12 protein-coding genes are annotated in these 12,192 nt (G+C 52.9%); 4 read left to right on the top strand and 8 right to left on the bottom strand.

Going from position 1 to position 12,192, the window contains the following annotated elements:
• Positions 1–35: 35 nt before the first annotated feature.
• From acsA to SACSAC_RS18125, 3 genes are all read left to right on the top strand, one after another.
• Complete coding sequence (gene acsA, locus SACSAC_RS18115; protein WP_037289005.1) at positions 36–1,814, top strand: acetate--CoA ligase; 1,779 nt, start codon at positions 36–38, stop codon at positions 1,812–1,814.
• Positions 1,815–2,027: 213 nt separating this feature from the next.
• Complete coding sequence (locus SACSAC_RS18120) at positions 2,028–2,624, top strand: hypothetical protein (protein WP_037289007.1); 597 nt, start codon at positions 2,028–2,030, stop codon at positions 2,622–2,624.
• Positions 2,625–2,639: 15 nt separating this feature from the next.
• On the top strand, positions 2,640–3,698 hold the full coding sequence (locus SACSAC_RS18125; RefSeq protein WP_037289009.1) for a hypothetical protein: 1,059 nt from the start codon (positions 2,640–2,642) through the stop codon (positions 3,696–3,698).
• 127 nt (positions 3,699–3,825) lie between these two features.
• On the opposite strand, the gene SACSAC_RS18130 is transcribed toward SACSAC_RS18125, so the two are convergent.
• Positions 3,826–4,188, bottom strand: coding sequence for a DUF4181 domain-containing protein (locus SACSAC_RS18130; RefSeq protein ID WP_037289012.1), 363 nt, complete (start codon positions 4,186–4,188; stop codon positions 3,826–3,828).
• A gap of 156 nt (positions 4,189–4,344) precedes the next feature.
• On the opposite strand from SACSAC_RS18130, the gene SACSAC_RS18135 reads away from it, so the two are divergent.
• On the top strand, positions 4,345–5,226 hold the full coding sequence (locus SACSAC_RS18135) for a PhzF family phenazine biosynthesis protein (RefSeq protein ID WP_037289015.1): 882 nt from the start codon (positions 4,345–4,347) through the stop codon (positions 5,224–5,226).
• Positions 5,227–5,301: 75 nt separating this feature from the next.
• Here the strand turns inward: SACSAC_RS18135 and SACSAC_RS18140 are convergent, their stop codons facing one another.
• The 7 genes from SACSAC_RS18140 to SACSAC_RS18170 form a co-directional block, all read right to left on the bottom strand.
• Positions 5,302–6,060: a MerR family transcriptional regulator gene (locus tag SACSAC_RS18140; RefSeq protein ID WP_037289017.1), complete on the bottom strand. Its 759-nt coding sequence runs from the start codon at positions 6,058–6,060 to the stop codon at positions 5,302–5,304.
• 323 nt (positions 6,061–6,383) lie between these two features.
• The gene (locus tag SACSAC_RS18145; RefSeq protein WP_037293166.1) at positions 6,384–7,211 is read right to left on the bottom strand and encodes an endonuclease/exonuclease/phosphatase family protein; all 828 of its coding nucleotides are present in this window, start codon (positions 7,209–7,211) and stop codon (positions 6,384–6,386) included.
• A gap of 138 nt (positions 7,212–7,349) precedes the next feature.
• On the bottom strand, positions 7,350–8,066 hold the full coding sequence (locus SACSAC_RS18150) for an ABC transporter ATP-binding protein (RefSeq protein ID WP_051507232.1): 717 nt from the start codon (positions 8,064–8,066) through the stop codon (positions 7,350–7,352).
• The gene (locus tag SACSAC_RS18155; RefSeq protein WP_037289019.1) at positions 8,063–9,181 is read right to left on the bottom strand and encodes an ABC transporter permease; all 1,119 of its coding nucleotides are present in this window, start codon (positions 9,179–9,181) and stop codon (positions 8,063–8,065) included. Before SACSAC_RS18155 ends, SACSAC_RS18150 begins: the two co-directional genes overlap by 4 nt.
• Positions 9,182–9,292: 111 nt before the next feature.
• Complete coding sequence (locus SACSAC_RS18160) at positions 9,293–10,699, bottom strand: sensor histidine kinase (RefSeq protein WP_245608662.1); 1,407 nt, start codon at positions 10,697–10,699, stop codon at positions 9,293–9,295.
• Entirely contained in the window at positions 10,696–11,373 is a 678-nt protein-coding gene (locus SACSAC_RS18165) for a response regulator transcription factor (RefSeq protein WP_037289021.1), read from the bottom strand. The genes SACSAC_RS18160 and SACSAC_RS18165 overlap by 4 nt, the downstream gene beginning before the upstream one ends.
• A 21-nt stretch (positions 11,374–11,394) precedes the next feature.
• Positions 11,395–12,174, bottom strand: coding sequence for an apurinic/apyrimidinic endonuclease family protein (locus SACSAC_RS18170; RefSeq protein ID WP_037289023.1), 780 nt, complete (start codon positions 12,172–12,174; stop codon positions 11,395–11,397).
• Positions 12,175–12,192: the final 18 nt, after the last annotated feature.

Raw genomic sequence — 12,192 nt, forward strand, 5'->3', positions numbered from 1 at the left:
AGAATTCATTCACGCGTACGCGACAGGAGGCTCTTATGGAAAAGAACACGGCAGAAATCATCGGCGTCGAGGTGCAGCAATCCAATCTGGGCAATTATGAAGAGGCTCGTCTCGCATTTGATTGGATGGAGGAAGAAAAACGCTTCAGTTGGCACGAAACCGGAAAGTTGAACTTGGCTTACGAAGCGATCGACCGACACGCCAAGTCCGGCTTGGCTGACAAGATTGCGCTGCTCTACAGCGATCCGGAACGCGACGAATCGTATACGTTCGAGCAGATGCGGCAGGAGTCGAACCGGGCGGCCAATATGCTGCGCAAGCTCGGCATCGGCAAAGGCGACCGCGTGTTTATTTTCATGCCGCGCACGCCGGAGCTGTATTTTACGTTGTTGGGCATTATCAAAATCGGGGCGATTGCGGGTCCTTTGTTCGAAGCGTTTATGGAAACCGCGGTGCGCGATCGGCTGAAAGACAGCGGCGCGGTCGCGATCGTGACGACGCCGACGCTGGCCGAGCGCGTTCCCGCCCATGAGCTGCCGGAGCTGAAACATGTGATTTTAGTGGATGCTGCAAAGCCGGTCGAAAAAGAAGCGGCCGACACCGACGCGGGCGAAAGCGAAAGCCTGCTCCCGGAAGATTCGCCGTTCGCCGATTTCCATGCCTTGATGCACGAGGCTTCGACGGAAGCGGATATCGAATGGGTGGACCGCGAAGACGGATTGATTCTGCATTACACGTCAGGCTCGACCGGTAAACCGAAAGGCGTCTATCACGTGCACGGCGCGATGGTCCAGCAGGCGTATACGGGACGGATCGTGCTCGATCTTCAACCGGACGACATCTACTGGTGCACGGCCGATCCGGGCTGGGTAACGGGAACGTCGTACGGAATTTTCGCCCCTTGGCTGAACGGCGTGACCAACGTTATTCGCGGCGGCCGTTTCAGTCCCCAAGACTGGTACGAGACGATCCAACGCAACAAAGTCACGGTCTGGTACAGCGCGCCGACGGCTTTCCGCATGTTGATGGGCGCGGGCGACGAAGCGGTCAAACAATACGACCTGTCTTCGCTGCGGCATGTGCTGAGCGTCGGCGAACCGCTGAATCCCGAAGTCATTCGCTGGGGACACCGGGTGTATCAGCGGCGTATTCACGATACGTGGTGGATGACCGAGACCGGCGCGCAGCTGATCTGCAACTATCCGTCGATGGATCTTCGTCCGGGTTCGATGGGGAAACCGATTCCCGGCGTCGAAGCCGCGATCGTGGACGATCAGGGAAATATTCTGCCGCCGCTTCGAATGGGCAATCTGGCGATCCGTACCCCATGGCCGTCAATGATGCGCAAAATTTGGAACAACCCCGCCAAATACGAGGAGTATGTGCGGATTCCCGGATGGTATATCTCGGGCGATTCCGCTTATATGGATGAAGACGGCTACTTCTGGTTCCAGGGACGGATCGATGATGTCATTAACACCTCTGGCGAGCGGGTCGGTCCGTTCGAAGTCGAAAGCAAATTGGTCGAACACCCGGCCGTCGCCGAAGCAGGCGTTATCGGCAAGCCCGATCCGGTGCGGGGCGAAGTGATCAAAGCCTTTATTTCATTGCGCGAAGGATACGAAGCAACCGACGAGCTGAAAGCCGAGATCACCAAATTCGTAAAAGAAGGCTTATCCGCCCACGCCGCGCCGCGCGAAATCGAGTTCAAGGACAAGCTACCGAAGACGCGAAGCGGCAAGATCATGCGGCGCGTGCTCAAAGCCTGGGAACTGAAGCTGCCGGCAGGCGATTTGTCGACGATCGAGGATTGATACCCTGCATATACGCCTATAGATGCAATTCGAAAAAGCCTGTTTCGTTTAAACGACGGTTACAGGCTTCTTTTCCATGTTTGAACGTTCAAACGGTAAAGCCGCCCAGCTTCCAAAATGTAAAATTTTATTTTTTATAACTTTTGATGTTTCTATAAAAAACCCTACGTTTATTAAAGCGTTAAAATACATAGTTGCAGGAGGAATGTCCAGTTGAATATTCGTGCGAAAAAAACGCTGTCGATCCTCGCTTCGGTTGCGCTGACTGTGCCTCTGCTGATTGCTCCGCTTCCTTCGGCTTTTTCCGATTCGACTGCGTTCGCAGCGGTTAACGAAGCTCCCGCCCCGCCGGACGATCCTGCACGAGAAAAGCTGTTGTATGAAATTTCCGTGTTTCAGATCGCCGCCGAAATGATGACGCCTTCCGCCATGCATGGTAATTTGCCCGATCTGTTCGAACAAAAGTATAAAAACCGAATCGTCGCCGAAGCGACGGCAATCGCGCAGAACCCGAATTCCACTCCTACCCAACTGCAAAAAGCACTCAACTACGTCGACTATTCCTTGCACGATTTTTTTGAAAAAGGTAACCCGTACACTTCGTATATTTTAATTAAGATGTCGAGTTACTACATTATGCATTTTCCGAGAAGCGACGAACCCGGTGGATATTCCGAAGAAAAAGTACAGGCGTTAATCGATAAAATGAATCATTTACGAGGTCGGATTGATGCCGGAGAAGACGAATTTACGATTTACCGCGAGTTTATGGAAGAACTTATTTATTTCGATTCTCATCCTAATGTTTAAAAAGGAGGCTATCCATTGAAAAGCTCTGCTCGTCAGACATACGTCAAGTTCGTAGCGGCGGTTCTGGTCTTGTTGGTTGCTTTCGGCTCCGCGTCGACCTACGCACAAGCAAGCAGCGCTGCCGCGAACGGCTATCGGCCTCCTTCCGGAATCGAATTGCAAGATGCCGACCGCACCCGTCTTTTGCAGGAAGCCAGAGCGATGTATCAACTGAACGAAGCTCAAATCTCCTCTTACGACTACGGACCTTATTACGAAAATTTCAAATCGATCAGTCTTGAGGCTTTTGCCGTTGCTTTCGATCCGGCTTCGACTTCGGCTGAACTGACTTCGGCTTTGCAGCCGTTCGATTCGTATCCGCCGTACAACTTATTTTCGGGCGACAGCAATGTCTTCGTGGACGAAATTTTATTTGAAAAAGAACTTCAACTGCATCTGTACACCGAATTCGGCAGCGAGCCGGGCCAATGGACCGAAGCCAACGGCCGGCAGTGGATGGACGATATCGAGCTCGCCCGCGACAAATTGTATCCGTTGATTGCCTGGGATTACTGGGAACCGGAAGTGTGGACGATCTTTTGGGAGCACCTGAATACGGCAGTCAAATTCGAAGATCTGCGCAACGGACGTTCGGACATCCTGTCCCAAACATTCCAGTATCGTACCTATGTGTTGAATCGCCTGGCCGACGGACGCCTTGCGCCCCAGCAAACCGCAGCTTTCGATACGGCTGTTAAAGAACTTGAAAAACTGCTCGTCGTTTCCGCAGCGCCTGAACCGATCGCTGCTGCGTTCGCGCAGATCAAAACGGCTTACGACGCATTGCCGCAGGGCGGTAATCCCGCTTCCGCGCTTGCCGTCGATATCGAAGCCGCCCGGCTGTTGCTGAATCTGCCTAAAGGTATCCGTCCCGGCCAATATCCGGCTTCGGCTTTCGGAACGCTGCGCCGGGCCATCAACGAAGCCCAGCGCTTACTGGAAAAAGGCTCTACACCCGAGCAATTCCTGCAGGCTCAAAGCAAACTAGCCGCAGCTGTAGCCGACTTCCACAGTAAAAAGAAGCCTGGGAGCTGAAGCTGCCGCCAGGCGATTTATCGACGATCGAAGATTGAGCACGGAATAGCCGCTACGCTGTTCAACAAAAACAGCCCGTGTCCGCCATCCGGCGAATACGGGCTGTTTTCGCGCGATCTTTTTACGCTTACGCAACAACGCTCCAGATCGCCACATAAATCAAGCAAAACGCAAGTTGGATCAGCGACATCAGATATTGGTTCGAGCCTTTGAGATATTTCCATTCGAGCAAAGCCCGGAACCCCGTTTGCAAAGACAAATACCCGGCAAAGAACCAGATGATCGCCTGAATGTCTTCCCAGCCCGTCGTGTTGTAGAGAATGAATAAAATCACCATCCCGGCGACGGTCAATCCGATCGAACCCCACACTTCGATTCTGCGGCCGACCGGATGTACAATGCGCTGCAAGACCCCTTTGACCAGAAATCGCTTCAATACGTAAGACAATCCCAAATAAAAACCCAGAAATATAACTAACGGCAAAAACATACGAACTCCCCCTTCCTCATAACTATAGCCCGAAGCATGAGCTTCGGGCCAGTATGCAAAAAGTGTAACGATCTTAAAAAAGCGGAACTTGTCGCATTCGGCGCAATACGTTACAGTAACACAAGCACATTTTTTCCGGAAAAGAGGTTCATTATCATGACGACAATCACCGTACATACGTTGAATGCTTTTGCTTTACAGACTCCAGGTGGCAATCCGGCAGGCATCGTGTTTGAAGCCGAAGGATTAAGCGAGGCGCAAATGCAGGAAACAGCAAGACAAGTCGGCTTTTCAGAAACGGCTTTCTTCTTGCCTGCCACAAATGCAGATTTCCGGTTGCGCTACTTCACGCCGAATGAAGAGGTTGACCTGTGCGGCCATGCTACGATAGCGGCCTTTGTCTTAATGGCTGCACAGCAGCGTATACAGCCGGGACGCTTTTCAATCCGTACGGGTGCAGGTCTGCTTGAGATCGAGCTACGTAGCAACGGTGAAGCTTTTTTGACGCAAACTCTGCCCGTATTCGGGAAATACCTGGATCGGGAACCAATTGTCGAAGCTCTCGGGCTGTCGATCGGCGACTTGGACGAGCGTCTGCCTATCCAGATCGTATCGACCGGCTTGCCGGATATCATGGTGCCTGTACGCAGTGAAGCCCGATTAGCCGATATTCAACCCGACTTTGACGCGATATCCGCAATCAGTCGCATGCACGGCGCGGTCGGCATCCATGCTTTTGCGACAGATACACGTTCAGGAGCCACGGCAAGCTGTCGAAACTTCGCACCGTTATACGATATCCCCGAAGAGAGTGCTACAGGCACCTCGAACGGCGCGTTGGCCTGCTACCTGCATCAATATAAAAGGTTGGACGCATCTGTCGAAGGCCTGTATACTTGCGTGTTCGAACAGGGCCAATTCATGGGACTCCCCTCCCGAATCTATGCTGAACTGAGCCTCGACGATACCGGAAATATGGGTTCGATTCGCGTCGGCGGTTCAGCGTCCGGGATCGACAGCCGAGTCATCCAACTTTAACGCATAAGCAAATAGGCGCGACATCGGATTTCTCCTTTTTCGCGCCTGTCTATTCTTCCGTTTAAAACGTTCACCTTATCCCTCAAATCCGTGATTCCGCGCATAAATGCCCATTGCTTCACACATAAATGCAGCCAACCCTTCCCCGTACTTATCGATATTCTTCGTAAAGCGCTCATCCTGCACATACATCTGTCCAAGCCCGGCAAATGCTTCATACGAATAGGTCCCGAAGTTATCCAAAAACGTGTACCATTCCCCGATAACTTCCTGAGCTCGCGGCGAAGCGGGAACTTCATGTCGAACCTCAGCCAGCGCACTCATTCGCTTATCCCATTCCTGCTGAAACTCCGCCTGACGTTCAGGGGTATTCGTACGCTTGGCAAGCTTGCGCTTCGATTCGTCAATCGCCGCATCTCCCCAACGCTCTCTGGCTTCCTCTTCATACGGGTTATTTGTAAAATCAATGCCTTCGAATCGCTGTTCGTTAGTCATGGTAATCTCTCCTTTGGCATGTTGGATACTATGATCGATATTGGCAATCATCCGCCGTGTATGCGCCATTTTCTCTTCCAGCATAAGCCGCTGAAGCTCCAACGCTTCCAATCGGTCGAAGGCCGGACTATCCAATATTCGGCGAATTTCTTTTAACGAAAATCCAAGTTCCCGAAAAAATAAAATCTGTTGCAACCGTTCCATATCGCGATCCGAATACATCCGATATCCCGCTTCCGTAACCGCATCCGGCCTAAGCAACCCGATCTCGTCATAATGATGTAAAGTACGAACGCTGATCCCCGCAAGCTGCGATACTTCCCTCACCTTTAATGCCAATCCTACTCACCTCCTCTGCATGACCCAGCATAAAACATCACGTTACGTGAGGGTCAAGCGTTTTTTAAAATAGGAGCCAAAAAAGCAAAAAGCTTCCCATCTGCACGAAACATCGCACAAATGAGAAGCTTCTTTTCCTAATGATCTTTATAATCCACCAAGAAAGCAAAACGTAACTGGAAGCGAGAAGACGGAGAGGGAAATTCAGGTCAAGACGCCTTTGAACTTGGAAAACTTCAACTCAAAATTTCAATCGACTTTTCCAAGTGAGACAGCGGATTGAACGAATTTCTCTCGCAGTCTTCTCGCTTCCCGCTCAACTTTTAGCTTCTCCCCAACTCCGCAACCAACGGATAATGGTCAGACGGGTACTTCCCGCCGAAGTGACGCCGATCAATCTCCGACCACCGAACAGCCAAAGGAGCCTCCGCAAAAATATAATCGATCGGTTCGCCCTCCACTCCGCCTGCAAAATCATGGAATGTGCGTCCGCTTTGCCCCCGCAATTGCCGATAACCATCTTCCAAAGCAGGTACAGCGCCTTCGTTCGGCAGCTCTCCCCGTAGATAACGCAGCGGCTGATCCGAGGGTTCGCCGTTCATATCCCCCATTAAAAAAGCTGCATCTTCCGGGTGCATGTTCGCATGTTGCAGCATGACGCTACCTACAAGCTTAGCCCCCTCGATCCGTGCCGCTTCGCCGATATGATCGAAATGCGTGTTATACACACGAACGGTCGCGCCCGACAAGAGATGGCGGAAGCGCCCCCACGTGCAAATACGTGGGTAATCACTGTCCCACCCGAGCGAACCTACAACATCCGGCGTTTCGGATAGCCAAAATTGGCCTTGCTCCAGTTCTTCATATTCATCATGACGGTAAAAGATCGCGCAGTGCTCGTCTTCATTCGCTCCGCGTCTTCCTTGCCCGATCCAGCGATAGTCCGGCAAGCCTTGCTGCAAATCTTCCAACATCAACACATAAGCCTCCTGTACGCCGAAGATCGCAGGCGCATGCGCCGCAACGGTCTCTACTGCCCATGGCGCACGCTGTACCCACTCATTCCCCTCGTCATTGGCCGTATGCGTTCGCAGATTGAAAGTCATGACCTTCAGCTTAAACGCATCCGTGCCTGCTTGTTCCTGATTCATGTGCAAACCTCCCATTTTTTCGAAACGTTTCTATATGATCATGATACCCCTTTCAAACGAATTTGGCGAATGCTAAAACCCGACTCTCCAAAGAGAATCGGGTTCTTGTCTGATCCGTGTTCGTACGCAAATCCAAGGTTATTCTTCTCGCAAAACCCCGCTCTCCAATCTCAGCACGCGGTCGCAATAAGGCAAAATCCGCTCGTCATGCGTCACGATAACGCCTGCTTTGCCTTCGGCTTTGACACGTTCGGCGAGCAGCTTGGTGACATCGCGGCCTCGATCTGCGTCAAGGCTTGCCGTAGGCTCGTCCGCCAAAATCACCGATGGATCATTCATAAGCGCACGTGCAACCGCAACGCGTTGCCGTTCGCCGCCGGACAATTTATCGGGATAATGTTTACGACGGGCAGTCAAGCCAAGCCGTTCCAGCAATTCCGCTGCACGGCGCGCGGCTTGCTCTTTGTCGGCGCGGCCAAGTTTGGCAACAAACCGAAGCTGTTCTTCCACTTTCAGATAAGGCAGAAGATTCGCTCCTTGGAAAATGAACCCGATCTCATGCAAACGTAAATCGGCCAATTGGCGCTCATTCATCCCCGACAGGTTGCGTCCGCCGATATGCACGTCGCCTTGACTCGGTGTGAGCAGCGCTCCGGCAATGGATAAAAAGGTACTTTTGCCCGATCCGGACGGTCCGACTACCGCTACCAGCTCGCCTGACTTTACCGAACAAGACAAACCGTCCAGCACCGTAAGCTCAGATTCGCCGTCCCCGTAAGAATGCGATACCCCTTCCAAATGCAGCTTTATTTCGGCAGACGGGGAAATTGGAACGATGTCCAGTTTCGTATTCATGCTCCGGCCCTCCCTATTGCATCCAATGCGTCTGTTTTGGCAACCTTCACGACCGAGGCCAGTCCGCCAAGCAAAGCAACAGCCAAGAACAGCGAACAACTCAACAGAATCGTACCTCCGTCCAACGCAAACGGCATCGCGGCGGGCAACATCGCTTTCATGATCAGGACCAGACCGACGCCAACCGCCAAGCTCCCCACGGATAACACCAGCACTTGCGCAACGACGCTTCCGGCCAAGTAACGCGTTTTGGCGCCGATCGCTTTTAGAATGCCGAATTGACTGGTCTTCTGAATGGTGATGACGTAGAAAAAGACAGCCAGTACAAATGCCGAGATCACGTACAGGAAAGCGATCATCATCATCAACGACGACTGTTCCGCTTTATGTCCGGGAATCGCCGAGATTGCCTGCGATTTGGTAATCACGTCGGCATCCGATACCGAAGCACGCAATTCATCCGCTTGGGAACTGGAAATGCGCAGCGCGATCGCATTGTAGGCTGTATCCGTCTCGCCGCCTCGCGCAGCCATAATCTCCGAACGGTAAGCTGCCCAATCCGCATCGTTCATCCATACGGCAGGCATATGGCTGTACGACTGGTTTTCCGTAAAACCGCTGACCGTCCATTCCAGACCCGTCGCGCTATCCACGATCGTATCGCCGATTGCGACGCCCGATTCGGCCAGATCATGATCCGCCAACACGGTTCCCGTTGCCGTCTGATTCAATCCCTGACCTTCAACCGTCTGCGGTACCAGCCATCCATCCGCTTGTACCCCGAACAAAGCAATATCGATCTTGCTATCCGAATCCTTTCGCGTCACCGTCGTCATCTGCACGCCTAGCGGCTCGGCTCCTTCCTGCCCGGCAACCGCCTGCGCCTGCTCAACCTGTTCGCTATGCAACGCCGAACGCGCAAACCGGTCGTCCGAGTCTTTTTGCACGATAAAATGATCAGCCGGCATATTGCGAATCGCCGAAGACGTCGCGTTACCCAGTCCGTTCGCAAGTCCGGTCACGAACAGGACCAGAAAAGACACCAGCAGCATAATCGTGACGATCAACACATACCGGGTCCTGGAAAATCGTATTTCCCGCAAAGCCAAAAACATCGGGTTCTCCTCCTTTTTCCCCGCCCAAGCACGTTTTGCGCATTGGGCGACAGTTCTCTCCATCTGCCACCCAGTCTAGGGCCGGAAAATGAACGGAGTATGAACACCAAATTACAATTTCGGCAAACGCACGATAAAGGCCGACCCTTTCCCGACTTCGCTTTCGACCTGGATCGTTCCTCCGTGCAGGTTTACGATTTTTTTCGCGATGGCCAGTCCCAGCCCCGTGCTTCCTCCGTCGGCTCTCGACGGATCCCCGCGATAGAATCGGTCAAATAACAAAGGCAGCTTCTCCGGCGCGATCCCGTTTCCCGTATCCGCGAATCGAAGCACGTTTTCCCCGCCTTCGACTTCTGCCGTAACGGAAATAGACCGCCCCTCGGGAATATGCTTGACCGCATTGGACAGTAAATTGATCCACACTTGGTCGAGCAGCGTCGCATCGCCCATCACCGCAAGCTGATCCGGCACGGACAGACGCAGTGCCAGTCCTTTTTCGCTCATCTGCCATTCCAGCACGTCGACAGCTCTGCGGATTTCGTTCTTCAGCTTGAGCGGACTGCGCACCAAGCCGTCTTCCATTCGGTCCAAGGAAGAAAGAAGCAGCAGCTGCCGTCCCAACGCGGACAATCTTCGACTCTCTTCGCCGATAATCGTCGCGAAACGCAAGCGCTCGGCCTCCGACAATTCGGCAGAAGACAATTCCGAAGCAAACCCTTGAATCGAGGTGAGCGGCGACTGGATCTCGTGCGAGACATTGGCGACGAATTCCCGGCGCGACTCTTCCAAACGCGACAAACTGCGGCTCATCGTCATAAAATGGCCGGCTAATTGTCCGATCTCGTCGCGGCGCTTGGTCGGCAATTCGATATTGTAATGTCCGTCCGCGATCCGCTGGGTCGCTGCTGTCATTCTCGTAATCGGCTTCACCAGATAGCGCGTCGCAATCAGCAGTACCGCGATACTGAATACGACCGTCAACAGGCCCACCATCGCGAAAAAGCTGCGCAGCTCGCCGAATTGCAGAATGACGTCCGGCCGTAAAAAAAGCGCTGCCGGACGACCGTCCAATTCCAGCGGCACGCCGACCGTATTGCTGAGTCGATTATCGAAGAATCCCGTGATAAAAGGCTTGTTCGGGAAATTGGCGACTCCGTGATATTCCCCTCCGGCCAATACTTCGCGCATGGCTTCGGCTTCGAGGTCCTGCTCGCGGAAAGCCCGTCCGTAAAAAGCGCCTGCTCCGCTTGCGTCGGTCACATATAACGCGTAGCCCAGCCTTGCCGCACTCTCCAGATACTCGTCTGCCGCATCAGGACGAAGTTCAGCCATTCTTTTCACTTCGTAGGCGATCTGCGTCAGCTTTTCATCGTTAAAAGGCTTGAGCTGCACATGATAATACACATTCGAAACGAGGAATCCAAGCAGCGCGCCGATCGCGACCGCCAGCAGCGTGGTAAGGCAGACGCGTACATACAGACTTTTAACAGAACGATCCATGCCGAGCTTAAGCCTCACCTGCGGTGCACCTCCAACTTATATCCGATCCCGCGAACCGTCCGAATCGAAAAGTCGTCTCCGTATTCGGCAAAGCGATGACGAAGACGCTTGATATGAACGTCGACCGTGCGCTCGTCGCCTTCGTAATCCGCTCCCCACAGCAGCCGAATCAATTCGCCGCGTTCGAACAGCCGCCCGGGATATTGAGCCAACTGCGCCAGTAGTTCGAATTCTTTTAAAGGCAATAGAAGCGTTGTCTCTCCGTCGTTTACTTCATGGTTTTTGCGATCGACGGTCAGACGATTTAACCGAATTTTCTCGCTGGAAGCCAGCGAATACCGGCGGAACAAAGCATTCATGCGAAATAACAATTCCCGCGGCTCAAAAGGCTTGGTGATATAATCGTCGGTGCCGTGCGCGTATCCGGCTTCTTTGTCTTCCAACTGCTCGCGAGCCGTCAGGAGGATCACCGGAATATCGTACTGACTTCGGATTTCGGTACACAGATCGAGTCCGCTGCGCCCCGGCATCATCACGTCCAGCACAGCCAGATCCACCGAAGCTTCGGCCAGATGCTTTGCCGCTTCGTCGCCGTCTCTGGCTTCAATCACCCGATAGCCTTCCTGCGTCAGCACCGTTCTCAGCAGCGCCCGAATATGGATATCGTCGTCGGCAATCAATACTTTTTTCATTTTTTCGACCCTCCCTGGCTGTTATCGAACCGCTGCATAAAAAGCCGCACTCTCCACCATCGGCGTACAATCCGCATGGTCTCCGGTTAGATTGATCTCGAAAATAAAATCTTTGCCTTCCACAAACGGCTTCACTCGCTCCCAATCGATCAAGCCCGCTCCCAGCGGAAGCGAGTCGTGCCGTTGTCCCATGCTATCGACCAGATGATAGTATCGGGCATACGGCGCGGTCCGCTTCAGCACTTCGCACAGCTTGTCGTTGTCTCCGCGGAAACCGATAAACGTATGGCTAACGTCGACGTTGATCGGCAAATTCAGCGGAACGATCAGGTCGTCGATCAGATACGGATTGCTGTAGCAAAACAATCCTTCCGTCGAATCTTCCCAAAGCAGCAGTCCGCTATCGTAACCTGGAATCGAAGCGATCGCTTCCCTAAGCTTAATCGTCGATTCCCGGTCGATCGGCATATTCCCCATTCCGACATAATGCGCGTGAATGACGCATTTCGCATCTTCCTCCTCGCAAATTCGCAGCAGCTCCGCCGTCGATTCCCGGTAAAAAGCAAACATCTCCGGCTGCTCGCTCAGTATGTCCAAATAAGCCCCCCGATATTTCGACGGATGGTGCATATACGCCTTGATTCCTCTGCTTCGCATTTGCCGAATACGCTCGCGTATAAGCGGTGTACGTTCCATATCGTGTTCCGTTAAAAAAAGCTCGACGATCTCCGGTTCATGACTCAGACGATTCGCGAAACTTTTGTCGTCAATGCCGCCTTTCAGTCGTATGCCTTTTTGCATGTTGATTCCTCCCGTGCT

It is taken from the genome of Saccharibacillus sacchari DSM 19268, from assembly GCF_000585395.1.
GTDB lineage: Bacteria > Bacillota > Bacilli > Paenibacillales > Paenibacillaceae > Saccharibacillus > Saccharibacillus sacchari.